Source organism: Pectobacterium carotovorum, from assembly GCF_033898505.1.
GTDB classification, from domain to species: Bacteria; Pseudomonadota; Gammaproteobacteria; order Enterobacterales; family Enterobacteriaceae; genus Pectobacterium; species Pectobacterium carotovorum_J.
Window position 1 is genome coordinate 87,366 of the sequence record NZ_JAXAFK010000003.1, and the last position, 24,667, is coordinate 112,032.

General features: G+C 53.5%; 24 protein-coding genes. 9 read left to right on the plus strand and 15 right to left on the minus strand.

Annotated elements, in window-relative coordinates; genetic code table 11:
- Window positions 1–40: 40 nt before the first annotated feature.
- On the minus strand, window positions 41–1,627 hold the full coding sequence (locus R9X49_RS14995) for a methyl-accepting chemotaxis protein (RefSeq protein WP_319849160.1): 1,587 nt from the start codon (window positions 1,625–1,627) through the stop codon (window positions 41–43).
- A 248-nt stretch (window positions 1,628–1,875) separates the two neighbouring features.
- Between R9X49_RS14995 and ppa the strand changes: the two genes are divergently transcribed.
- Entirely contained in the window at window positions 1,876–2,406 is a 531-nt protein-coding gene (gene ppa, locus R9X49_RS15000) for an inorganic diphosphatase (protein WP_110162483.1), read from the plus strand.
- Between the two features lie 112 nt (window positions 2,407–2,518).
- Here ppa and R9X49_RS15005 read toward each other — a convergent pair whose 3' ends face one another.
- From R9X49_RS15005 to tamA, 3 genes are read right to left on the minus strand one after another with little or no spacing between them, the layout of a single operon-like run.
- A complete protein-coding gene (locus R9X49_RS15005) occupies window positions 2,519–2,878 on the minus strand; it encodes a gamma-glutamylcyclotransferase (protein ID WP_110162482.1) in 360 nt (119 codons plus the stop codon).
- 2 nt (window positions 2,879–2,880) lie between these two features.
- A complete protein-coding gene (gene tamB, locus R9X49_RS15010; RefSeq protein ID WP_319849161.1) occupies window positions 2,881–6,918 on the minus strand; it encodes an autotransporter assembly complex protein TamB in 4,038 nt (1,345 codons plus the stop codon).
- On the minus strand, window positions 6,915–8,630 hold the full coding sequence (gene tamA / locus R9X49_RS15015) for an autotransporter assembly complex protein TamA (RefSeq protein WP_319849162.1): 1,716 nt from the start codon (window positions 8,628–8,630) through the stop codon (window positions 6,915–6,917). Before tamA ends, tamB begins: the two co-directional genes overlap by 4 nt.
- Window positions 8,631–9,139: 509 nt before the next feature.
- On the opposite strand from tamA, the gene msrA reads away from it, so the two are divergent.
- A complete protein-coding gene (msrA, locus tag R9X49_RS15020; protein ID WP_319849548.1) occupies window positions 9,140–9,778 on the plus strand; it encodes a peptide-methionine (S)-S-oxide reductase MsrA in 639 nt (212 codons plus the stop codon).
- A gap of 150 nt (window positions 9,779–9,928) precedes the next feature.
- Window positions 9,929–11,254 carry a hemolysin family protein gene (locus R9X49_RS15025; RefSeq protein ID WP_319849550.1) on the plus strand — a complete coding sequence of 442 codons (1,326 nt, stop codon included), beginning with the start codon at window positions 9,929–9,931 and terminating at the stop codon, window positions 11,252–11,254.
- A gap of 76 nt (window positions 11,255–11,330) precedes the next feature.
- Here the strand turns inward: R9X49_RS15025 and R9X49_RS15030 are convergent, their stop codons facing one another.
- Window positions 11,331–11,537, minus strand: a complete 207-nt coding sequence (locus tag R9X49_RS15030; protein WP_005974755.1) for a DUF1107 domain-containing protein — start codon at window positions 11,535–11,537, stop codon at window positions 11,331–11,333.
- A gap of 349 nt (window positions 11,538–11,886) precedes the next feature.
- Here R9X49_RS15030 and R9X49_RS15035 point away from each other — a divergent pair, with 349 nt between their 5' ends.
- Window positions 11,887–12,465: a YtfJ family protein gene (locus R9X49_RS15035; RefSeq protein ID WP_319849163.1), complete on the plus strand. Its 579-nt coding sequence runs from the start codon at window positions 11,887–11,889 to the stop codon at window positions 12,463–12,465.
- Between the two features lie 56 nt (window positions 12,466–12,521).
- On the opposite strand, the gene cysQ is transcribed toward R9X49_RS15035, so the two are convergent.
- Complete coding sequence (gene cysQ, locus R9X49_RS15040) at window positions 12,522–13,262, minus strand: 3'(2'),5'-bisphosphate nucleotidase CysQ (RefSeq protein ID WP_319849164.1); 741 nt, start codon at window positions 13,260–13,262, stop codon at window positions 12,522–12,524.
- A gap of 204 nt (window positions 13,263–13,466) precedes the next feature.
- Here cysQ and R9X49_RS15045 point away from each other — a divergent pair, with 204 nt between their 5' ends.
- Entirely contained in the window at window positions 13,467–15,419 is a 1,953-nt protein-coding gene (locus tag R9X49_RS15045) for a bifunctional 2',3'-cyclic-nucleotide 2'-phosphodiesterase/3'-nucleotidase (RefSeq protein WP_319849165.1), read from the plus strand.
- Window positions 15,420–15,477: 58 nt separating this feature from the next.
- On the opposite strand, the gene R9X49_RS15050 is transcribed toward R9X49_RS15045, so the two are convergent.
- Window positions 15,478–15,861 carry a helix-turn-helix domain-containing protein gene (locus R9X49_RS15050; RefSeq protein WP_319849166.1) on the minus strand — a complete coding sequence of 128 codons (384 nt, stop codon included), beginning with the start codon at window positions 15,859–15,861 and terminating at the stop codon, window positions 15,478–15,480.
- Between the two features lie 213 nt (window positions 15,862–16,074).
- On the opposite strand from R9X49_RS15050, the gene R9X49_RS15055 reads away from it, so the two are divergent.
- Window positions 16,075–16,629: a flavodoxin family protein gene (locus R9X49_RS15055; protein ID WP_319849167.1), complete on the plus strand. Its 555-nt coding sequence runs from the start codon at window positions 16,075–16,077 to the stop codon at window positions 16,627–16,629.
- Between the two features lie 72 nt (window positions 16,630–16,701).
- Here R9X49_RS15055 and R9X49_RS15060 read toward each other — a convergent pair whose 3' ends face one another.
- Entirely contained in the window at window positions 16,702–17,124 is a 423-nt protein-coding gene (locus R9X49_RS15060; RefSeq protein WP_319849168.1) for a DUF2502 domain-containing protein, read from the minus strand.
- A 299-nt stretch (window positions 17,125–17,423) separates the two neighbouring features.
- Between R9X49_RS15060 and ipdC the strand changes: the two genes are divergently transcribed.
- Together ipdC and ytfE are read left to right on the plus strand one after the other, a co-directional pair.
- Window positions 17,424–19,091, plus strand: a complete 1,668-nt coding sequence (gene ipdC / locus R9X49_RS15065; protein ID WP_319849169.1) for an indolepyruvate decarboxylase — start codon at window positions 17,424–17,426, stop codon at window positions 19,089–19,091.
- A gap of 102 nt (window positions 19,092–19,193) precedes the next feature.
- Entirely contained in the window at window positions 19,194–19,859 is a 666-nt protein-coding gene (gene ytfE, locus R9X49_RS15070) for an iron-sulfur cluster repair protein YtfE (protein ID WP_319849170.1), read from the plus strand.
- Window positions 19,860–19,948: 89 nt separating this feature from the next.
- On the opposite strand, the gene fklB is transcribed toward ytfE, so the two are convergent.
- Complete coding sequence (gene fklB, locus R9X49_RS15075; RefSeq protein WP_010279036.1) at window positions 19,949–20,569, minus strand: FKBP-type peptidyl-prolyl cis-trans isomerase; 621 nt, start codon at window positions 20,567–20,569, stop codon at window positions 19,949–19,951.
- Window positions 20,570–20,941: 372 nt separating this feature from the next.
- Here fklB and R9X49_RS15080 point away from each other — a divergent pair, with 372 nt between their 5' ends.
- Window positions 20,942–21,658 (plus strand): LysM-like peptidoglycan-binding domain-containing protein, encoded by a 717-nt coding sequence (locus tag R9X49_RS15080; RefSeq protein WP_319849171.1) that lies wholly within the window; start codon window positions 20,942–20,944, stop codon window positions 21,656–21,658.
- Here the strand turns inward: R9X49_RS15080 and R9X49_RS15085 are convergent.
- The 6 genes from R9X49_RS15085 to yjfP all read right to left on the minus strand — a co-directional run bounded on the left by R9X49_RS15085 (window position 21,655) and on the right by yjfP (window position 24,525).
- On the minus strand, window positions 21,655–22,017 hold the full coding sequence (locus R9X49_RS15085) for a DUF488 domain-containing protein (RefSeq protein ID WP_319849172.1): 363 nt from the start codon (window positions 22,015–22,017) through the stop codon (window positions 21,655–21,657). The genes R9X49_RS15080 and R9X49_RS15085 overlap by 4 nt on opposite strands.
- 129 nt (window positions 22,018–22,146) lie before the next feature.
- Window positions 22,147–22,599 (minus strand): 50S ribosomal protein L9, encoded by a 453-nt coding sequence (gene rplI / locus R9X49_RS15090; RefSeq protein WP_010279043.1) that lies wholly within the window; start codon window positions 22,597–22,599, stop codon window positions 22,147–22,149.
- A 41-nt stretch (window positions 22,600–22,640) separates the two neighbouring features.
- Entirely contained in the window at window positions 22,641–22,868 is a 228-nt protein-coding gene (gene rpsR, locus R9X49_RS15095; protein WP_005974788.1) for a 30S ribosomal protein S18, read from the minus strand.
- Window positions 22,869–22,872: 4 nt separating this feature from the next.
- Entirely contained in the window at window positions 22,873–23,193 is a 321-nt protein-coding gene (gene priB, locus R9X49_RS15100) for a primosomal replication protein N (protein WP_015841576.1), read from the minus strand.
- Window positions 23,194–23,198: 5 nt separating this feature from the next.
- Window positions 23,199–23,591: a 30S ribosomal protein S6 gene (rpsF, locus tag R9X49_RS15105; RefSeq protein ID WP_005974793.1), complete on the minus strand. Its 393-nt coding sequence runs from the start codon at window positions 23,589–23,591 to the stop codon at window positions 23,199–23,201.
- Window positions 23,592–23,754: 163 nt separating this feature from the next.
- The gene (yjfP, locus tag R9X49_RS15110) at window positions 23,755–24,525 is read right to left on the minus strand and encodes an esterase (protein ID WP_319849173.1); all 771 of its coding nucleotides are present in this window, start codon (window positions 24,523–24,525) and stop codon (window positions 23,755–23,757) included.
- Window positions 24,526–24,667 lie beyond the last annotated feature (142 nt).

The following is a 24,667-nucleotide window of genomic DNA, read 5'->3' on the forward strand; positions in this document are numbered from 1 at the left end:
CCGTTTTCACGGGAATTTTTTTATGAAGTATGACAGGGAATTAGAATCGGCCGATGGCGGCAAAAGCCTGCGACTGCACTTTAAACTGTGCCATGCTTTCTGCCAGCAGACGCGCCTGATCTTCCAGCGAGCGCGTGGCGGCGGCGGACTCTTCGACCAGAGACGCATTTTGCTGGGCGACCTCATCCATCTGCGATACCGCCAGATTCACCTGCCCAATACCATTGCTCTGCTCACGCGTTGCCGTTGAAATCTCACGCATCAGGGACGTGACGCGCGCCACGGCGTCAGAAACGTCATTCATCGTTTCACCCGCCATTTTTGCCATCACGGTGCCTTCATTGACACGGCTCTGCGATTCTTCCATCAGCGTTTTAATCTCTTTAGCCGATTGCGCACTGCGCTGCGCCAGATTGCGGACTTCTCCCGCTACCACGGCAAATCCACGCCCTTGCTCACCCGCACGTGCAGCTTCAACCGCCGCGTTCAGCGCCAGAATATTGGTCTGGAACGCGATACCGTCAATCACCGCCAGAATATCGGCAATACGTTCTGAGCTGCTGGAGATCATCTGCATTTTCTCAATCATGCCGCCCACGGTCTCGCTGCCTTTATTAGCGATATCCGACACATTTTGCGCCAGCGTGTGCGCTTGTTCCGCACTCTCCGCATTCAGCGCTACCGTGGCAGTCAGTTGCTCCATACTGGCGGCGGTTTCTTCCAGCGATGAAGCTGACTCTTCCGTGCGCGCAGCCAGATGAGTATTGCCAGAAGACAGTTCGCGCGTGCCGACGTCAATCTGCATACCGGCATCGCGGACGCGCCCCACGGCAGTTGCCAGTGAAGACTGCATTGCCTGCATCGCCTGAATCAGGCGGCCAATTTCATTATTGCCGCCCTCGGCAATGCTTTGGGTCAAATCACCACGAGCAATAAATTCCAGTTGGGCGACCGTCTCTTCAAGCGGAGACAGGATAGAACGCTTCAGCGCAATCCAGGCAGCCAATACCAGCAGTAGAACGACGACACAGGCAATGCCAATGATCGTCAGGCGCTCGAACGCAAAGCTCTCGGCTTCTGTGAGCATGTTTTCCCCCACTTCCAGGCCGAAGTCGCGGAATTCGTTCGCTACCTTATCCATCTTAACGCTGAGCGGCGGCAGCACGTCTTGCAGCAGCACGTAATAGGCGGCAACATCACCGCGTTTCAGCGCATCGACCATCGGCTGAACGCCAAGGTTCATGTACTGCTCATAGTTGCTTTTAACCTCTGCCGCCATTTTGGCACCACGCTCCGTTACGGTGCCATAGGAAAGAAAGCGTGCCATTTCTTTTTGAGAGAGCGCCGTGTAGGCTTCTGCCCGCGCGACCGATGCATTCGCGAGATCGGTCAGCCCACTTTCCATCTGACGAGCGGCCAACGCCGCGCCCGTTCTTGCACGCAACGAAGCGGTATAGCTCCCTGCCAGCGCCGTCACTTCTTTCCCCTGAATCTTGTCGATTGTCGTCAGCGACGTGATTCCCTGATTGATTGAGGTGATGCCAATTCCGCAGACCAGCAATAGCAGCAGGACCATCGTACCTAACAAAGCAATCAAGCTCGTCTTGATTGTGATATTTCTTAACATTTTTGTTTCCCTGGAATTACAAATGATAAATAAATGCGGAGAAATACTCCGCATAACGTGATCTTGATCATGTTCCTATCGGTAACAAGCCTGCTTTCTTTAAAGAAACTTTAGTAACGAAAGTATTTTTACTTAAACGACTCGCTCGAGCGCCTCGCGCCTCGGTACGCTAAAAATCAGGGACATTAAACGCTTTTTGGCTATAATGACGGCCACGCTATTTCAGGTTTTAAGAGAAGGAAACTGACATGAGTCTGAACGATGTTCCGGCAGGTAAAGATCTGCCAGAAGATATCTATGTAGTGATTGAAATCCCCGCGAATGCCGATCCAATCAAATATGAAATTGATAAAGATACCGGTGCGCTGTTTGTAGACCGTTTTATGTCTACCGCCATGTTCTACCCATGCAACTACGGCTATATCAACCACACGCTGTCTCTGGATGGCGACCCGGTTGACGTTCTGGTGCCAACCCCGTATCCGCTGCAGCCGGGCTCAGTGATCCGCTGCCGTCCTGTTGGCGTGCTGAAAATGACCGACGAAGCGGGCGAAGATGCCAAGCTGGTTGCCGTTCCGCACAGCAAACTGACGAAAGAATACGATCACATTAAAGACGTTAACGACCTGCCTGAGCTGCTACGTGCACAGATCGGCCACTTCTTTGAGCACTACAAAGATCTGGAAAAAGGCAAGTGGGTGAAAGTTGAAGGTTGGGATAACGCTGAAGCGGCAAAAGCCGAGATCGTTGCTTCCTTCGAGCGCGCGAAAAACAAATAAGCGCCATGCGATATGCATGAAAACCCTTACGGGCTCAAGATATCGCACGATCAAAAACACCGCCTTGCGCGGTGTTTTTATTTATGACCCTGACTTGATTGGCGACTCGACCTCAAGCCTCTTCTTCATCTTCTTCATTACGCTTCAGCCAATCACCGCTGGCTATACGCGTCAGCCCTACAACAGAGTGTTTGTACAGATAGATCCAGGCACTGCCCAGAGGGGTGGAAATCAGCTCACGTTGGTATTCGTGACCATCCCGCTTTAAGGCATCCAGTTCCGTCAATATCGACGAACTAATGCGATAAACCTCACAATGGATTTCACCATCACCAGGTACTACTGCCGGATAATGGCCGAGATCGTACAGCTCGAAACCTGCGAGCTGACAATCCCCTAGCCATTGCGCATTGGTCATCCAATGACTATTTCCCTGTTTGCGTCGTAAACTGCCGTAAACAATAATTCGCATCGCTAAAACTCAAACTGATAGAGCACATCTAATGCCTGGCTAATTCCAGACACCGCTTCCAAGTATAGCTTTGGCATCAGGCGGTAACGCAGCGTTAACGTTGCCAAAGAATCGAATATGCCAACACCATATTTCACTTGCAGACCCGGAAGGACGTAGCCGCTGACGACAACCTGAGAATTATCGCCAACACCCTGTGTATCCAGAGCTAAATTACTTACGCCAAAGGCCTCGCCGATTTTACCCACAACTTGACCACTTTGTGCAACCCCTAAACCGACTAACATTGAGGTCATTGCCGAGCTATCGGCTCCACCGCTGTCCAAACCCTGTCCGCGCAGCAGATAAGAGAGCGCTTCCTGCTGCGACATGGCCGGATCGGAGAAGACTTCCAGCTTCGGTGTGGCGGCCATGCCGGTGACGCGCACGCCAGCGGTGACGTCATTAGCAGTGTTGTCTGGGTTACGAATGGCTTCGATATTCAGGATCGGCTGATCAGGCGGGCCGGAGAACAGAATCAGCCCCTTGCGGACGATCAAATCCTGTCCGTAGGCTTTGAAGCGGCCAGACGGAATATCGATTTGCCCGTTCAGCCCTAATCCGCGCTCGTCCTGAACCATTTTCAGGTCGCCCTGTAGGCGGGCAGCCAGCCCAAACGCATCCAACCGCACATCATTCCCGACACGGATGGTGAGATTGCTGTTAATCGGAATTGCCGCACTGGCTTTCTTCAGCGGCTGTCCCTGCGCATCCAGCATCACTTCATCCGATGACACTGCCACTGCGCTTTCCGGCATATCTTTAACCACAATGCGCGCCCACGGAATACTGACTGAGCCGTTTAACGCAAACAGCTGTGGCGTAGCCTCGAAGACAATATCCGGCGAGACATCCAGCCGCGCCATAGGCGGAATCGTCACCCGCAGCTTCTGGCCTTTCGCCGCAATACGCGCACGCCAGGCATCAGGTCGCGACCAGTCGGCATTCCCGCCAAGGTTCAACTGCCCGTTATCCGTTTTCAGGAAACCTTGCAGCGTTGACGACATCCCGCTGAAATTCACCGCCAGTCGTCCGTTGGTCAGATCGACCGGCATCCAGTTGCCATCAATATCCAATCGCTCCAGCACCATCTGGCCGAAGATCTGAGGACGGGCAGCATCCCCCGCCAGACGCAGGTTCGCATTCAGTATCCCTGCCGCTTTCTCTCCTTTACTCAACGCAGGGTTGAGTAAAGCCAGTGAAATATTGCTGATCGTGACATTGCCGCCGAGATTGCGCCGACCCTGTGGATCGCTTACCTGAATATCGCCGCTGAAGCGCCCGTTCTCGCGAATCGCCATCAGCCAGCCAAGCTGCGCCCGCCCGCGATCGATCCCCGCATTCAGCGTAAAGGTATCGAAATCAATCGGCAGCGTGTTGCCCTGCATCTGCTGACGAACGCTTACGCCGTTGCCCACCAGAGATACTTTCGCCTGCGGTAAGCCTTGTCCCGCCTGCCAGCTGATATCGGCGCCGCCGGTGAACGTTCCAGCCAGCACAGTATCCGCCGTAAGGAACGGCTTTAACATCGCGAGATCGAAGCGATTCAGTCGAATGCTCGCCTGTCCGCTCGGTCCGGCCTCAATCGCTTTCGGTACGCAGAGCTCTGCGTTTGGGTTCCTCCAACAGTGTGTACCGATGGTGATCTTCTGCTGTGCATTCAGGTAATCCAGCGCCATATCCTGCGTCAGACGCCATTCCCCCACCGGCGTGTCGAAGCGGGTATTGTTCAGCGTGCCGCGCCAGCGCTGTTCCTGACGATCGAAGCTGCCTGAAAGTGCCAATTGCCCCGCGACCGGTTCGCCCTGCATAGTCAACCGAAGCTGATGCTGCTTTTCATTGCCGCTGGCATCCAGCGTCAACAGCGCAATATTCAGGCCGTCCTGCTTCAACGCTTCAAGACGCACAGCCAGCTTGCCCTGAATCTGCTGTTCGGAGCGCACATCACCTTCGACTCTCACCTGACTAATCGTTATCGCCTGCCAGCGCAGACCGGACGCCGTGATATCTGCCAGCATCTGCGGTTCACGCAGATTGCCGCGTAGTTTGAGTGTACCGAGGGCGCGCCCAGCCAGACCGGGCAACATGCCGTCCAGCGACGGCGCATTGATGTCTGCATCCAACTGCCACTTGTCGCTCAGTTCGCCTTTGACGTTCAACTGATTGCGGCCTAATGCCAGATTCAGCGCGGGTATTGTCCACTGACCCGCCGCGTTGCCGCGCAGTTCACCTCTGGCCGTGAGCTTATTCGCTTTCACGTTGCCATCCAGCCGCAACTCCGGCACCTGCAACTGCCAGCTACCGCCATAGACGCTGCCGCGCGTCGTTATCTTGCCGTCTATTTTCGCGGGCCATTCAGGCCACTGTTTCGCGGTGTTAATCCCGTTCAGCAGCAGCTCACTGCGCCAGCTTATCGCTTTACTCCAGTCGATAAGCGCCGTCAGGTCAGCATTCCCCTGCAACGCCGCCAACCGCAGGCGGCTCAGCGTAAACTGCTGTTCGTTGCCTTTGCCATCCAGCAGCAGCGTCGCGGGGGGAATATCCGCCCCGCTCAGATCGCCGCGCAGCGACAGCGCATAGTCGGTTGCTTTGCCGTTAAAACGCAGCCTGACGTTGCTAGCCTGATACTGCGTCGCGCCCGTCAGCGGCCAGCGCACGCGCTCGATTTGCAGCGTCAATGCCAGCGGCAGCCCAGCTTCCGCCAGCTTGGTTTGCATATCCAACTGAGCGCGCTGCGGCCCTGAAAGATTCAGCGCCACATTCAGCTGTTCACGCAGGCCACCATCGACCGCTAATTTCAGCGTTTCACCTTTAAGCGGTTCGACATTCAACACGCCGTTCGCCGTCAGCGAGACAGGCCAGTTATCGCTAAGCCTCGCTTCACCACGCACATTCAATCCACCCTGTGGCGATTGCACGATCAACTTGTCCAGACGCAAATGCTGTTGCTGGGTCGATGCCTGTACGAACAGGTTATTAATCAAAATGTCCTGATCGCCCGTCAGTCGTAGCTGTTCACCGTGAATCTCGACAATGTTCAGATCCAGCGGCAGCGTGAACTGCGGTAAATCAGGTAATAGCGGTTTGGAGAACAGCTCGCTAAGGCGCTCACCCAATGGCTGTTCAGGGACTGTCGGCTTGCCAGAGTCGCTATCCGTTTTCGGCGACGACGCTGTCGGTATCGGCTTCGTCGTCGTGGCGGCCGCTACCGTATTATTTGCCGCCAGCACGTTATCGATGTGAATAGTTTGCGAGGTGCCTTGCTCCGCCGCATCGCGTACGTTCGCCGCCGTTTCCTTGATAACAGACGCCATTTCCGCCGCCGTCACTTTGCCATCTTCCAGCACATCGACGGGAGTCTTCGGCAAGGCAACCAGCAGCGCGCTGATTTTGGTTGGCAGCAGCGTCAACGCGCGCCCTTCCCACTGCATGCCGGTGCGGAACTCGCCCAGTGAAATCGCCGTGTCATCCACGGTAACCTGAACGTTGCTGAGCGTTAGCTGACGCAATGAAATCGGGAAGGGTGTTGAAATTTCCGTTACTGGCGTTGAAGGCGGCGGTGGCTCTTCCGCCGCAGGTAAGGCTTTGGTATCTACGACCACATCGACGCGGTTCGCCGAGAGATCGTTAATGCACAGCTGGCTTTTGCTCAGGCAGCCCAGCGCGAGCGACAGGTGAAATTCCTCGCTCTTTACCGTCACGCCCGGCATCTCGTAGCTGACATTTTTCAGCGTTAAATCACGCCATCCGCCGCTCACGCCGGCAATATGCAACCCCGGCACCACGCGTGCTGCGGTATTAAGCAACAGGTGCAAGCCCGGCGTGGTGCCCACCAACACCCCCACTCCAACAACGAGCAGCAGTAAAAATGCCACGAGGCCAATACCGACCTTTTTCCACCAGCGCCCTTTTCGTGCTGGCGTCGTCGGCGCGTTATCCTGCGCGACGTTTTCTTCTGTCACCGGATCCTGTGCTTTTTTTTCGTTTTTCTCATCCATCATAATTCAGGTCCCAGTGCGATATAGAACTGAACATCATTCTTCTTCTCTGCATCGCCGATCGGCATGGCAACATCGAGTTTGACCGGGCCAATCGGCGAGGCCCAGCGTACGCCGACGCCCGTGCCCGTCTTGAAGTTACTCCGTTTGATGTCATTCACTGCTTCACCTGAATCAACAAAAACCGCGCCCCACCATTTTCCCGTTACGTTGTATTGGTATTCGAGTGAGCCGGTCGCCAGCTTGGACGCACCGGTCAGTTTGCCGTCGCTGTCGCGCGGCGAAATAGCTTTGTACTTATACCCACGAATACTGCGATCGCCACCGGCAAAGAAACGCAGTGAGGGCGGCACGCGGGAGAAATTGTTGGTTTCAATCCAGCCCAGATTGCCGCGCGCGACAAAGCGGTGTTTATCCGCCAGCGTGCGAATCCAGACGTTTTGCGCCTGAACTACGGCAAAATCGATATCCGATCCCCAGGTGGTGTCGGAAATGTCGATGGAATAGCGCTGCGTATCGCCCCACACCGGCATCAGGCCGCCGCGTTGGCGGGTTCGGTTAATGCTGACACCCGGATAGATCAGCATCGTGGTATCCGTCACGCTCGCCTGCGTAAAGTGGTCGAGACTCCAGCGCAGATTAATCGCCCGTTGCCAGCCGCTGGAGAGATCCCAGTAGCGTGCCACGTTCAGCGTGGTGCCATCGGATTTAGTATCGTTGAGATCTTCACGCTTGAAGCCGCCTTGCAGCAGGTAATACTGTTCAAGCGGGTTCTTCAGCAAGGGGATTTTGTAGCTAAAATCGAGCGATTGCTCCGGCGCGGACACGCTCAGGCTGCTTTCAAGACTGTGGCCCCGCGAATTCACCCAAGGTTTATTCCAGGTCGTTTTAAAGCGTGGGCCAACATCCGTAGCATAGCCGACCCCGGTTTCAATACGGTTACGGGTTCGCGGCGTCACCACGGCTTCCAGCGGCAGCACCTTAGAACTTTTCGACTGGTCAAAATCAGGAGAAACCACGACAGAATTAAACCACCCCGTCGCAGAAAGACGGCGATTTAACTCACCGAGATCTTCACTGGTGTAGGCATCGCCTTCATGAAACGGCACCAGATTTTGCAGATAATCATCGCGGATTTGTGCGCCCTGAAAATGTACGGCGCCAAAGCGATAGCGTTCACCGCTATCAAAATCAATATCCCAAAACGCTTCTCTCTCTTCCCGCATGACGCCGAGCTGGCTTTGCTGGAAGCGCGCATCAAAATAGCCTTTGCGTAATGACAAACCGTTCAGCCCGCTTTTAAAGCGATCGAAGTCACCGTGGTTCAGCACTGAACCGATTTCGGGGCGATCGTCTTTAACCAGCTGCTGGTAATCTTTATCGTCATGCGCGCCGCCGCGCAGGGTGATGTTCACCCCGGCAATTTTTACCGGTTCACCGGGAGTGACGGTAGCAATCAGTACGGGTCGTCCGCCATTCACGGCAGGCCGGAATTCAAAACCAATCTGTGGATCGTAATAGCCGAGCGCACGCAATCCCTGACGGATTGCTTCATCAACGCGTGAGCGGAAACGCCCGTCGGCATTCACCTCATCGACCGCAATGGTGGATAAACGTGCCCGCACATTTTTCTGTAACTGCCCTTCCAGCCCCATGACTTGCAGGCGCACATTCGCCGCCTGGCTCTCCGGTGCCAGCATGAGCAGCGCACACATCAGGCCAAGAAACCGGTACCGTGGCGCACCACAGCCAGCAAAACTGTTTTTTTGTCCTGCTATGCCTTTTTGCCCGGTAACGCTTTTTTTTCCAATGAAACGGTTCTTTGAAGTGAAACGTCTTTTTGCAATGAAACGTTTGTCTGCAATGAAAATAGTCACTGAGCTCCCTGATAAATCAGTCTGTCGCCTAAAACCTCGTCGTCTAAAACCTATAGCATGGCTTTTATCACTTCGCCCGCCGCATTGGAGGCCGTCGTTGTACGCTTACCTGACAATCCGCCACGCAGCGCCGAAATTCCCTACCAATATTGAATTATCTTAGTGATAAATACTAATTTTCCATCTTAAGAATAGATTTTCAACTACAAACATCAACATGCGGCATTACAGATAAACATTACCTTAACATTAAACCCCATTAAGATATAAAGACAGGTCAATGCTTCTTGGTTATGCTTTCCATGAAAGCGGGTTATTTACCCAGTCTAGCTGGAGTTAACAACGTGATGAGTTCGATTGATAAAACGCAGCGGATTACACAATCCGATGCTTTACCGGGACGTTCCACCCCTATGCCGGTGGCCAGGCTGCATGTCGTTCATGAACATTCCATGACGCATGTGCCAGATCATATGTCCGTGGCAATTTTTGCGATGGGTTGCTTCTGGGGCGTGGAGCGGTTGTTCTGGCAACAGCCGGGCATCTACAGCACCGCAGCAGGTTACATCGGCGGCTATACCCCCAACCCAACCTACCGCGAAGTGTGCAGCGGGCAGACCGACCATGCCGAAGCCGTGCGTATCGTTTTCGATCCTGCGGTTATTAGTTATGATCAACTGCTGCAACTGTTCTGGGAAAATCACGATCCCGCGCAAGGTATGCGTCAGGGCGGTGATATCGGCAGCCAGTATCGTTCCGCTATCTATACACTCACGCCCGAGCAGGAACAGGCCGCACAGGAAAGCCTCCAACGCTTTCAGCAGGCGATGAGGGAGAGTGGCGATCGCCGCGCTATCAGCACAGAAATCGAGCCTGCGGGCCCGTTCTATTATGCGGAAGACGATCACCAGCAATACCTATACAAAAACCCGAACGGCTACTGTGGATTAGGCGGTATCGGCGTCTGTCTGCCACCTACGCGTTGACCACTGGCGGTAAATTCACCGCTCCTGCTATAATGCGCCCGAACCGGGCAGCGCGTTGCCCGGTTATATACCTTCAATAACTACCATAATGTGTTCACCTTTCTGAGGATCGCTGCGCTACTTTAGGCTCATGCGAAAACTTTAAAAATGATGTTAAACAGTCTATTGCTGATTCTTTGTCTCATTGCCATCAGTGCGTTTTTCTCGCTGTCCGAGATCTCGCTGGCGGCGTCCCGTAAAATTAAACTCAAACTGATGGCAGACGAGGGAAACCTCAACGCCGATCTGGTGCTCAAGTTTCAGGAAACGCCGGGCATCTTCTTTACCGTGATTCAAATTGGCGTCAACGCCGTCGCGATTCTGGCCGGTATCATCGGTGATGCGGCATTTTCCCCGACGTTTTCCGTTCTGTTTGAACGCTTCATGTCACCCGAAGCCGCAGATAAAGTCAGCTTCATCTGTTCATTCGTTCTCGTCACCAGCCTGTTCATCCTGTTTGGCGACCTCACCCCGAAACGCATTGGTATGATTGCGCCGGAAGCCGTCGCGGTCCGCATAATCAACCCCATGCGCTTCTGCCTGTTCCTTTTCCGTCCACTGGTGTGGATCTTTAACGGCTTGGCTAACGTGATTTTCCGCCTGCTCAAGCTGCCGATGGTGCGTAAAGATGACATCACGTCCGATGATATTTATGCCGTGGTGGAAGCCGGTGCGCTGGCGGGCGTGCTGCGTAAGCAGGAGCACGAACTGATCGAGAACGTGTTTGAGCTGGAATCCCGTACCGTGCCGTCCTCGATGACTTCACGCGAAAGCGTGGTCTATTTCGATCTGCGCGAGCAGGAAGACAGCATTAAGGAAAAGATCGCTCAGCAACCGCACTCCAAGTTTCTGGTTTGCGATGGCACGATTGATCAGATCGTCGGCTATGTGGACTCCAAAGATCTGCTGATTCGCGTGCTAGGAAACCAGAGCCTGACGCTGAGTAGCGGTGTGCAAATTCGTCCTGCGCTGATCGTCCCGGATACGCTAACGCTGTCTGAAGCGTTGGAAAGTTTCAAAACGGCGGGCGAAGATTTCGCGGTCATTCTGAATGAATATGCGCTGGTCGTCGGCATCATCACACTTAACGACGTGATGACCACGCTGATGGGCGATCTCGTCGGCCAGGGAATGGAAGAACAGATTGTGGCACGCGATGAAAATTCCTGGCTGGTTGAAGGCGGTACGCCAATAGAAGACGTCATGCGGGCGCTGAATATTGATGATTTCCCGCACTCTGGTAACTACGAAACCATCGGCGGCTTTATGATGTATACGCTGCGGAAAATCCCGAAACGTACCGATGCGGTGCGCTTCTCTGGCTATAAGTTTGAAGTGGTCGATATCGACAGTTATAAGATCGATCAGCTGTTGGTGACGCGTCTGGAAGATCGCCCGATCGTTTCATCCAGCGTGAAGATTGATAGCGACGATTAACCGCCAGCAGACATGCCCAAGCAATCGGGCTTCATCAGAAACCAAAACGGCCCGCTACGGGCCGTTTCTTCATCAATCATCCCATCTCGGCCTGAAGCCGGATGACCTGGCGATTCACTTCAGACATCACCAGAAGATGCTGCTTATCCTGTTTCTTTGGCAATAGAATTTTGCCGTAGTCGAACTCAAAAGCACCAACCCCTTTTATGTACAGCCGCCCACGAAACAGGGTTTTCACATACTTGGCGACTTTCAAAGGATTGTAACGTTCGAAGATCCTCATCGTTTTACTCTCCCGTTTTATTTTTCTACGCTCTCCCTTTCGCCAACATGGCTAAGGCTCTGGAGCGCTAATGAGATAACGGATACTGCTAATTAGTGCAGTAAAACGGTATTTAGTTCCCCACTATTCAGTATTCTTAACTGCTTTTACAGATTTTTACAGAACAGTGTTTAAGTAAACCCTTAGTCATTAGTATAAACCTTCAAAAATAAGGGTTTTGTGCTCTCGGGCACAAACCGTTTTATCGCAAAACAGGACAGACCAGTGTCCTGAATCTACGCTTATTCCATAGCCTGAGATATTCCATCTAATGACATCGCATCAGGCTCCCCACACAGAAGGAAATACCATGATAAAACTACGCCACCTGCTCCTCGCGCTCTCTATCACGCCTTTGTTGGGGCTTGTCTCGCTCCCTGCCTCAGCCCATACGTTGATACTCAACCAATTGGTTCCCCCCGTCGGCGTCGCGGACAGAGGAGAACTTCAGTACCAGAATAATCAGTTTAGTTATAAAAACTGGAACAGTGCGCAATTGCCCGGAAAAGTACGGGTGATACAACACATCGCTGGCCGCACCTCCGCCAAAGAGATGAACGATCCGCTCATCTCCGCACTGAAGGCCGCTAACCTACCGCATGATTATTACCAAACGACGACAATCGTGAATACCGACGATGCCATCATCGGCACCAGCATGTTTGTGCGCAGTAGCCTTGAGGACAACAAAAAAGCCTTCCCGTGGTCGCAATTTATTGTCGATAGCAACGGCAACGTGCGGAAAACCTGGCAGCTACAGCCGCAAAGTTCGGCTATCGCCGTGCTGGATAAACAGGGGAAAGTCCGTTTCGTGAAGGATGGCACGCTGAATGGGCAGGAAGTGCAGCAGGTGATGTCCCTGCTGCGTCAGTTGCTGGAAGAGAAATAGGGGCGAGTAAAAATAGGCTTAAGCGCTCAGCAGTATGAGCCATCGCACTAAAGCGGTTAAAACAGGGAAACGCGGAAACCGGGGTTGAGGAAAGATTCACGCGGCGTATAGGACAACGGTTGCCCTTGCCAATCGTGAATATGCGCTCCGGCCGCCACCGCCACCGCATGGCCTGCTGCCGTATCCCAAATGTTCGTCGGCCCGAAGCGCGGGTAAAGCTGCGCTTCACCTTCCGCCACCAGACAAAATTTTAGCGATGACCCAATCGCCACCGTTTGATGTTCACCCAGTTGGCCGAGGTAATCCTTTAACTCCCGATCGGCATGAGAACGACTGACCACCACCAGCGGCGGGTGAGCCTGCTTCACCGTAATTTGCCGCCGCTGGCCGTTCTCTTCTTTCCAGGCTTTGCCTGCCGCCGCAGAATACATCACGCCCGTGACCGGCACATAGACCACGCCCAGCACGGCCTGACCGTTCTCGATCAGCGCAATATTCACCGTGAATTCACCGTTGCGGCTGAGGAACTCTTTGGTGCCGTCCAGCGGATCAACCAGCCAATAGCGCTGCCAGTGCTGGCGGATTTCCCATGCGGGCGGATCTTCTTCTGATAGCAAAGGAATATCAGGGAACGCCACGGCCAGCCCGTCCTTAATGACCCGATGCGCGGCCAGATCGGCGGCGGTCACGGGCGAATCATCTTTCTTGTGCGCGACATCCACAGGATGTTGCCCTTCGTAAACCTGCATAATGGCAGCACCGGCATCGCGAGCCAGTTGGCAAACAGTTTCTAACATGATCAACCTCGTCGTTATCGGTTACGCGTAACGCAGACTTCATCTCTGTCATTCATTATACATCTGTGAGGCAATCTACGATTATTGCCATTATTGATGTCATCCTCAGTATTTAGAGACGATAATCACTTTAACTTCATCATGATATGAAAGACACCCCCGATCGCCTCACGCGTCGACAATCACCGCACAAGGAGTTACGCAATGAAGCATTCACTGGCACTCAGCCTGCTTGCTACGCTGGTCGCCACGACCGTTCATGCCGCTACCGTTGATCTACGGGTATTGGAAACCACCGATCTGCACAGCAATATGATGGATTTCGATTACTACAAGGATACGCCAACCGATAAGTTTGGTCTGGTGCGCACCGCCAGCCTGATTCACGCCGCACGCGAACAGGCCACTAACAGCGTACTGGTAGATAATGGCGATTTGATCCAGGGCAGCCCGCTCGGCGATTACATGGCCGCGAAGGGGCTGAAAGCGGGCGACGTGCACCCGGTTTATCAGGCGATGAACACGCTGGATTATTCCGTCGGCAACATCGGTAACCACGAATTCAACTATGGCCTGGACTACCTGCACAAAGCACTGTCCGGCGCGAAATTTCCTTATGTGAACGCCAACGTGCTGGATGCGAAAACGGGTAAACCGCTGTTTACGCCTTACCACATTGAAAACAAGTCAGTTACGGATCGCGATGGCAAACAGCATACCCTGCGCATCGGCTATATTGGCTTCGTCCCGCCGCAGGTCATGGTGTGGGATAAAGCCAATCTGACAGGAAAAGTCACCGTCGAAGACATCACGGAGAGCGCCAAAAAATGGGTGCCGGAAATGCGTAAGCAAGGGGCCGATCTGGTGATTGTTATCCCCCACTCCGGCCTTTCTGCCGAGCCGTACAAAGCGATGGCGGAAAACTCCGTTTACTACCTCAGCCAAATTCCTGGCGTCGACGCGATCATGTTCGGCCATGCTCACGCGGTTTTCCCCAGCAATGACTTTGCGAACATCAAGGGCGCTGACATCAAACAGGGAACGCTCAACGGCGTGCCTGCGGTGATGCCGGGGCAATGGGGTGACCACCTCGGCGTCGTCGATTTCACGTTGAATAACGACAGCGGCACATGGAAGGTAGAACAGGCGAAAGCGGAAGCCAGACCGATCTATGACAAAGCGCAGAAGAAATCACTGGCGGCGGAAGACGACAAGCTGGTGAAAGTGCTTTCCGATGCACACCAGAATACGCGCGAATTTGTCAGCAAGCCGATCGGTAAATCGGCAGACAACATGTATAGCTACCTGTCGCTGATTCAGGACGATCCTACCGTGCAGATCGTCAACAATGCTCAGCGCGCCTATGTAGAACACTTTATTCAGGGCGATCCCGATCTGGCCGATCTGCCGGTACTTTCCGCTGCCGCGCCGTTTAAAGCCGGTGGACGTAAAAACGATCCGGCCAGCTATGTCGAAGTAGAAAAAGGCCAGCTCACCTTCCGTAACGCTGCCGATCTGTATCTCTACCCAAATACGCTGGTGGTGGTGAAAGTTAACGGGCAGCAGGTGCAGGAGTGGCTGGAATGCTCTGCGGGTCAGTTCAAACAAATCGATCCAAGCAAGCGTGAACCGCAATCCCTGCTTAACTGGGACGGCTTCCGCACGTATAACTTCGACGTGATCGATGGCGTTAATTATCAGATTGATGTGACGCAACCTGCCCGCTACGACAGCGAATGCGCGTTAATCAACGATAAAGCACACCGTATCAAAGCGCTGACGTTTAACGGCAAACCGATCGATCCTAAAGCGACCTTCCTGATTGCCACCAACAACTACCGCGCCTACGGCGAGAAATTTGCCGGTACGGGTGAGAAGTACGTGGCCTTCGCCTCGCCGGATGAAAACCGCTCCGTTCTGGCGGCCTACATCAGCGCGGAAACGCAAAAGTCGGGAGAAGTGAAGCCGCAGGCGGATAACAACTGGCGTCTGGCCCCTATCGTCAGCGATACGCCGCTGGATATCCGTTTTGAAACGTCACCGTCAGAGAAAGCCGCGGCGTTTATCAAAGAGAAAGCCCAGTACCCGATGACGTCCGTCGGTAATGATGAAACGGGCTTTGCGGTTTATCGCCTTGACCTGCAGCACGCTAAATAAGGGCTGACCGCGTTGTTATCTACAGGCTCCTGCTAGCGCAGGAGCCTGAGCGGTGGTCTCATAGTGGTTCAGCCGCACTATTCGCTGACGCATCAAACTTCTGCTGAGATAACAGTACATTATCCATATTCTGTTCCGCCCAGTACGTGAGCTCGGCAATCGGCTTGGCCAGCGTTTTACCCATTACGGTCGAGGCGTATTCCACCGTCACCGGAATGGTTGGAAAGACCGTGCGTTCGACAAAACCGTCACGTACCAGATTTTTCAGCGTTTGCGACAATACTTTTTGTGAAATCCCTTCCACGTCGCGTTTTAACTGATTAAAGCGCATCGGTCGCTCAACCAAAATATTCAGAATCAGCAACGTCCATTTATCCGCCACGCGATCCAAAATCATGCGGGTCGGGCAGTTTTGCGCATAAACATCATAGCGTTTGCTCATTATCGCGTTTCCATATAGCAGCTTGAAGTATGACGGGTATGGTTACCTTGAAGATACCAACGCACTTAAAAGTGCTGTCTTAACAGAACCATGAGGCTCCGATATAGTCCTCACATTATAAAGTTAGTATCTATTAGAAAGCACGTATCACTCGCAGGGCTACATCACGGCCACAGCGTATCGTTGATAAACACAGAGAAATGAGGATAGGTTATGTCAAAAGCAGTCGTTATTTATCATTCAGGCTATGGCCACACACAGCGTTTGGCGACCGCCGTCGCCGAGGGCGCTAGCGCCGAGCTGATTGCCATTGATGCGGAAGGAAACATCAGCGATGCCGAGTGGGAGAAACTCGCCGCCGCCGACGCGATTATCTTTGGTACACCGACCTACATGGGCGGCCCAACCTGGCAGTTCAAGAAATTTGCGGATGCCAGCTCTAAAGCCTGGTTTACCCGTGCCTGGAGCAACAAAGTGTTTGGCGGTTTTACTAACAGCGCCAGCCTGAACGGGGACAAGCAGGTCACCCTGATTTATCTGCAAACGCTGGCTTCACAGCACGGCGGAATTTGGGTCAGCCTGAACCAACTGCCCTCCAATGCCAAAGCGGCAAAACGCGACGATTTGAATAACCTCGGTGGTTCCGTGGGTCTGCTGGCACAGACGCCGTCTGACGCCAGCGTAGATGAAGTGGTCGCCGGCGATCTGGCAACCGGTAAGCTGTATGGTCAGCGCATTGCTGACATCGCCGCAAAACTGGCTAACTAGTTCAGCAACACGACTGAAACGCCATTATCCGACGCACAAGCGCCGCTCTTTCGCGGCGCTTTTTTTATCTGACTAGTCGCGGAACGATCCCCGTCCATTGCGATAGTAACCATTCCCCCGCTCATGCTCTCGCCTGTCCCAATCACCGCGACGCGGACCGCGATCGTCAACGTAGCGAGGGGGATCAAAACGGCGCTTGTCATAATCACGTCTGTCACGCTGGTTCTCACGCCACCAGCGGGAATCGCGCCAGCGCCAGCCATCCCAATAGTAACCGTGTCGATTACGTTCACCACGGTGGTAACCCCGATGCTCCTGCCACCAGCGCTCGCTGCGCCAGTCATAGCCATCCCAGTAATTACCACGTCTGTCACGTTCACCAATATTCAACGTGACGCCGGGCATCAGATCGATGCTGGCACCCTTAGCCTCTGGCGCTGGCATAACCGCAAACATTCCCATAAACAGGGCACTGATGACGAGTGGCTTAAACATAGGGTAACTCCTTGCTCACCGCGACTGCGGCCTGGCAAAGATATACGGGGAATTCCTCTGCGCCACTATCAGATAAATACGCATTTTCCTGACTTTACCGTTCTTAACGTTTCGCTAACGCCAATGCACGCTATTCATCAGCACCCTATTAATTCATTAATAAATTTAATGCAAAAAATCCTGACAGACACGAGTAAATGCAGAGTCACGGATTAACCATAGGGAATAAATATTAGAAATATTCACCTTAGCGCTAATACTTACTCTCAGAATATCTGTCATTCACAGAGGGAACAGCGATGAGCGAAAACTATACGGTGGGCGACTACTTACTGGATCGCCTGACACAAATTGGTATTCAGCATCTCTTCGGCGTGCCGGGCGATTACAACCTGCATTTTCTCGATCATGTCATCAGGCACCCAGATATCACCTGGGTGGGCTGTGCGAATGAATTAAACGCCGCTTACGCCGCCGATGGCTATGCGCGATGCCGTCCGGCGGCGGCGCTGCTCACCACCTTCGGCGTGGGCGAACTCAGCGCGATTAACGGCATTGCGGGCAGCTACGCGGAATGTCTGCCCGTTATTCACATTGCCGCCGCGCCCAGTCTTGCGTCACAACGCAGCGGCGAATTGCTCCACCATACATTAGGCGACGGCGATTTCAGCCACTTTTCCCGCATGGCGGTGGAAGTCACCGTCGCACAGGCCAGCCTCACCATCGACAACGCCACCACAGAGATCGATAGGGTTATTGGGGAAGCGCTCGCTCAACACAAACCGGTATATTTGTTTCTGCCATTGGACGTAGCGGCAGCACCGGTCAGCACACGACCATACCCGCTTGCTATTCCTGAACCCTTGCGCTCTGACGATGCTCTACGAGCCTTTACCGCAGCCGCCACAGCGATGCTCAGCGAGGCACAATCGGTCTCACTGCTGGCCGACTTTCTGGCGCAACGTGCTGGCGTCGCTGGGCAAATTCAACGCTGGCTCGATAAAACACCGTTCCCGCACGCTACGTTGCTAATGGGGAAAGGCACATTAAACGAACAGCACCATAGCTTTACTGGCACCTATGCGGGTGGCGGCAGTCACGAAGCGATCCGGGCACACATCGAAGACGCAGATGTCATCATCAGCATCGGCGTACGCTATACCGATACGATTACCACCGGCTTCAGCCACCAGATTTCCTGCGAAAAAAACATCGATATCCAGCCAACATTGGCTCGCGTCGGCAACCAGGTTTTCCCTTCTGTTCCAATGTCAGATGCTATCGCCGCGTTGGAAAAAATCACCGCACCGCTCGCGCCCCGCTGGGATCGCAGCCCCATTACGCCTCCGGCTTTACCGCAATCAGAGCATAAAGGCATGCTCAACCAGCGCGAGTTTTGGCAACAGATACAGCATTTCCTCCGCCCTGGCGATATTCTCGTGACGGATCAAGGTACCTCCTGTTTTGGAGCCGCGACGCTCCGGCTGCCGAGGGACTGCCATTTCATCGTTCAGCCGCTGTGGGGGTCGATAGGCTACTCTCTGCCAGCCGCATTCGGCGCACAAATTGCCGAACCGGAACGGCGCGTGGTTCTGTTAATCGGCGATGGTTCGCTTCAACTCACCGTACAGGAGCTTGGCTCTATCATTCGGGATCGCTTGAATATGGTCATTGTGGTGCTGAATAACGAGGGCTACACCGTCGAACGGGCGATTCACGGCCCTGAACAGCGCTACAACGATATCGCCGCCTGGAACTGGACACAGCTTCCCGCAGCGCTAGGCGCGGATGAAAACGAGATACTCTGCGAGCAGGTGTGCTCACCTGTCGCCCTCGCACAGGTGCTTGAACTCGTGAACGCAGAATCTCGCTTCTCGCTCATCGAGGTGGTATTACCAAGAATGGATATTCCCGCGCTCTTACATACCATCACGCAGTCGCTTGAGACCCGCAATACCGTGCAGTAGCACGGTATACTTTTTACCGCCTACCTCGTAAGCGGTATATTCAACGTAAAAAGATGCATTTAAAATGCAATTTATAAACTGCATTCGTTGAGAGGCATCATCATGGCATACCGCGATCAATCCCTGGGTGAGTTGGCTATTGCTATTCCGCGCGCGACCAAACTCTTTCGTGAACTCAATCTGGACTTCTGCTGCGGCGGAAAGCAAACGCTCAGCCGCGCCGCTGGCAAAAAAGATCTCAATATCGACGAGCTGGAAGCGCAGTTAGAAAAACTGGCCGCGCAGCCTTCTGATGCGCGGGACTGGCGTGAAGCACCGCTGGCCGACATTATCGCGTACATCATCCCTCGTTTTCACGATCGCCATCGCGAACAACTGCCGGAACTGATTCTGATGGCAGAAAAAGTCGAGCGCGTGCATCACGATAAAGCCGACTGCCCGCACGGCCTCGCAAACCAACTGACCGCCATCTATAACGAGCTGTCTCAGCATATGATGAAAGAAGAACGCATCCTCTTCCCGATGATCGGTCAGGGTATGGGGGCGAATGCCGCAGCACCAATTTCAGTGATGGAGCATGAGCACGATGACGCCGGGCGTGATGTGGAAGTGGTCAAAGAGCTGACCAACGGCGTCGTGCCACCGGAAGGTGCCTGCAATACCTGGCGTGCGCTGTACTCCGGTATCAACGAGTTCATTACCGACCTGATGGAGCACATCCATCTGGAAAACAATCTGCTGTTCCCACGCGCGCTGCGCGGTGAGTAATGTCGTTTCAATAAAAAAAGAAAGTCAGTAGAAACCATTCAGTAGAAACAACAAAGGCGCTCAGTGAGCGCCTTTCTTTTGTCTGGAGATTACAAAATTTCCAGCAGTTCCACTTCAAAAATCAGCGCGCTGAACGGCGGAATGGAAGCACCCGCGCCACGTTCGCCATACGCCAGATTGTGCGGAATATAGAGCTCCCACTTGGAACCGACTGGCATCAGCGTCAGCGCTTCAATCCAGCCTGGAATCACACCGCTTACCGGGAATTCAGCAGGTTGACCGCGCTGAACGGAGCTGTCGAACACGCTGCCGTCAATCAGACGACCAGTGTAATGTACACGTACGCGATCCTGACGAGCCGGGATAGAGCCTTCACCCTGTGTCAACACGCGGAATTGCAGACCAGATTCCGTGCTGTTCACGCCTTCTTTCTGCGCGTTTTCAGCCAGGAACTGCTGACCTTCTACTGCCAGCACCTGTTGGCGATCGCGACGTACCGCATCAGCACGCTCATGAATTTCACGCAGCGCACGATGAACCACATCCACAGGCACCGCAGGCGCATTACCTTCCAGCGCATCGCGTAGACCAGCAAGCAGAGCTTCCGGGATCAGACCTTCAAGACCTGATTCCTGTAACTGTTGACCAACCTGTAAGCCGATGCCGTAACTTGCCTGCGCTTCGACGCTATCAAAAGAAGGAGTTGTCATGGATGTTCCTTTTAATCTGTAAAAAACTGAAAGCGCAGCATAACAGCGACGGGGATTGGGGTAAAATCCTGTGTGCAGGTAATCACGTTAACCGCACGCCAGCCAAGCCATTCCGGGAAGCTGTCCTATACTGGTAGTTCCAATGTTTCGGCCTTAGCGGTTACCTTAATCATCAACGCGTTAACTGGTCAGCTCATACAGATTATCGGTATACTGGATTGCGTTATCATCCTGATACTGTTTTTATGCCGACGCCGCTTTTCTACTGATATAGCGTAGTGACTGGCATAGCGTTGTTAATGACATTGTTTTATATGATGCCGTTTTTATACTGAACTGTTTTTATATTAAACCGTAGTAAGAGAGGTCACCATGGGCAGAATTGCGCCCAGGAAGCGGAAAACCACCTGGGATTATCAAACGCTAGTACGCTTCTGCCAGCGAATTATCCAGCGGCAGCCCTCAAATGCTGTAACTGTAGAAAACGACGGGGAACGCGAAGATCAGGAACGCTTTCCTCCTCCTGCTTCCCCGCGTGAGCGTCTTGGTGCCCTGCTGCAAAAAATCTGGCATCTGCCCGATGGCTATCACTGGATGGAACCGTTGCCGTTCCTCCACCGCCGCTGGATTTTAATCGCTATTGCCCTGCTGCTCGTCGTGTTGCTCTGGCCTTACAGCGCGCAACATCAGCAGCCTGCCCGGACCATGCCGATTCCTCTTACTCAGGCAGATAATCAGGCTGCGATGCAGGCCGTCATTATTGAAAGCCAGCCTTCAACGTCGCAGCGACAGCCTGCGACTACCGAGCCGCCAACGCCGTCATCAGCACCATGGCGGCAGTACGAGATCGCCTCGGGACAAACGCTGGCTCAGCTCTTTCGCGATAACAATCTGCCCGTCAGCGATGTATTCGCGATGGCACAGGTGGAAGGCAGGGATAAACCGCTCAGCAATTTACGGGCGGGTCAGGAAGTTAAATTACAGCTGAATGCGCAAGGCATGGTCGCAGAGCTGGAAATCGAAACCACAGCGAACCAGACGATTCGGTTCACCCGCGGTGCAGACGGCGCCTTTACGCGCACTCGCTAACGATCTCGCCGTTCCAATAGGAAATCGCGCAGAACAATAGCATGGTTGTGCTGCGCGTCTTTACTGCCATAAAGCAGCGTGATTGCTTGCTTCTGTTCAAGCAACGTCAACAGCCTGTCGCACGCCGTCCCCTGCGCTAACTCATTACGATAATAATCCACAAATTCCATCCAGCGCTCCGGCTCGGCGTGAAACCATTTCCGCAGTTCGCTGCTCGGCGCAATATCTTTAAACCACTCCGCCCCCTCCAGACGCGCTTTACTGATGCCACGCGGCCACAGACGGTCAATAAGAAAAGTGGGAGAAGAGAAAGGCGCGTGCGCGTCATAGACGCGGATAAGGTGAATTAAATCAGACATGCGGCCTCCGGCCTCATTTTTAGATATAGGTAATGATAGGCCATTTCCCCATCCCTAAAATGCAAAACGCTGGCACAAGGCCAGCGTTTCACATGTTAACTAAAGTGTTAATTCGACGATAAACGTGAATTACGCTTCAGCAACAACAACTACATTCAGCTCAGCAAATACATCGCTGTGTACCTGGAAGCTTACTTCGTGCTCACCCAGAGTACGCAGAACGCCGTTCGGCAGGCGAACTTCGCTCTTAGCAATGTCAACACCGGCAGCCGTTACCGCATCAGCGATATCGCGAGTACCGATGGAACCGAACAGTTTACCTTCGTCGCCTGCTTTAGACGCGATGGTAACGCTACCCAGTTCTTTGATCTTAGCGGCGCGAGCTTCAGCAGCAGCCAGAACGTCAGCCAGTTTGGCTTCCAGTTCAGCGCGGCGTGCTTCGAAGAACTCAACGTTTTTCTTGGTTGCTGGGACAGCTTTGCCCTGTGGAACCAAGAAGTTACGAGCGTAGCCCGCTTTAACGTTTACCTGATCACCCAGGCTGCCCAGGTTTGCTACTTTATCAAGCAGAATAACTTGCATTACTTTATCCTCTCAAAGTCTCGTTAATGGACAGTGGCCGATTACTGATGACGGTCAGTGTACGGCAACAAAGACAAGTAACGCGCACGCTTGATAGCGCGGGCCAGCTGACGCTGGTATTTTGCACGAGTACCGGTGATACGGCTCGGAACAATCTTGCCGCTTTCAGTGATATAGTTTTTCAGCGTAGCGATATCTTTATAATCAATCTCTACAACGCCTTCCGCGGTGAAACGGCAGAATTTGCGACGACGGAAATAACGTGCCATTTGGCTAGTCTCCAGAATCTATCAATTCAATCTGCTCGGCATGTAACACTATCTTGCTCAAGCCATTGCGCCCTTGATGGCAGCTAATGAACCCGTGCACGGTAAGTTGCGTGCCGACCGTTATACTGTGGGTAACTGCTTGTGACGAGAGTCCGCTGACAATCACGGGCATACGACACCATGCTTGCCGACTCAATCCGGCTTCCTCCTGCGTCGAGCGGTGCTCAAGCACAAACTGACAGTGAGGAATACCTGACGGGCTGACTTTACGAATGGGCGTCTTGCACACTGTGCCGGACAACACCAGACGATTTACCGTCACCACAACAATTACTCTTCAGAATCCCCTGCATCCACATCATCGCCAGCTTCAGCGAAATCTTCACGACGCTCACGGCGTTCGTCTTTCGCTTTCACCATTGGAGATGCTTCAGTTACCGCGTGCTTAACGCGCATAACCATGCTGCGGATAACGGCATCGTTAAAGCGGAAGTTTGTTTCCAGCTCATCGATCGCTTCCTGCGGCGCTTCAACGTTCAGCAGAACGTAGTGTGCCTTGTGCAGTTTGTTGATCGGGTAAGCCAGCTGACGGCGGCCCCAGTCTTCCAGACGGTGGATCGTGCCCTGCGCACCAGTGATGGTAGCAGTGTAGCGCTCGATCATGCCCGGAACCTGTTCGCTCTGGTCAGGATGAACCATAAATACGATTTCGTAATGACGCATCGAATTGCTCCTTACGGATTATTCAGCCTCCTGTCTGGGTCAACCGCGGCCCGTGGAGGCAAGGAACGTGTATGTGTGCGGCTGAAAAAATGACGCGTAAGTATAGTGCCCGACATTAAAGAACACAAGGAAGAAACACAGGAGTTTTCTGCGTGGCAATATTTCAGCGATCGGGGCGGAATGACAGCGTCCGCCGGAAGAAATCAGCACCTGCCTGCAACGCCGTTGGCGTAATGCGGTGCCCCACACCCGGCTCGGTCAGATACGTCAGATTGGCCAGTTTATCGCGCGCTTGTAATGCCTGATAAAGACGAACGCTTTCTGCCGCCGGCACGACGTCATCCGCTTCACCGTGCCATACCAGCAGCGGCCGATCGGACAGCGCGTCCAAACGCATGGTGACATCATAATCAGCCAGTTTGCTCGCTAACGCCTGCAACGCCGCCTGATTTTCCTCACGATCGGCCGGAACCGGAGGAAACAGTGCTGACGATAGCGTAGAGAAATAGCCGGAGCCCATAAACGCCGCCACCGCAGTAATCCAGGGATAACGCGCCATACACCCCAGCGCACTCATTCCGCCAAGCGACGCGCCGCAAACGCCAATCTGCTCCCCATCGATCAGGCCGCGCTGTCGATATTCCGCTACATAGCTAGGGAGCTCTTCAATGTTCGCCTGCAGGATATCCCAGAAGTGGCGCAGCCGCTGCGCGTCATCCCCGTCATAGCGCGCGCCGTGCATGGCCGCATCGGCCAGTATCACCCGAAATCCGGCCTGCGCCAGCGCATAGCCAAAATACGAATACACCTCTTTTGAGGAAGTGTAACCATGAAAGAAAAAAATCGTCGGTAACGGCTGCTCTCTCCTTCCTGCCGGCACCGCGTGAATCGCTTCAATACCGCTACTGAGCTTATCCAATGACATTTCGACCATATTTCCCTCGTTTTCAGTTCTGTCAGCCTATTTTTATGTAGCGAAATCGTATTTAGCAGAAAGGGGGCGTCCTTCTACGCTAAACCCACTCACAGCAGTCTTCTTATCCCGTGTCGTCATGAATTCCGTGCTGATTTAAACG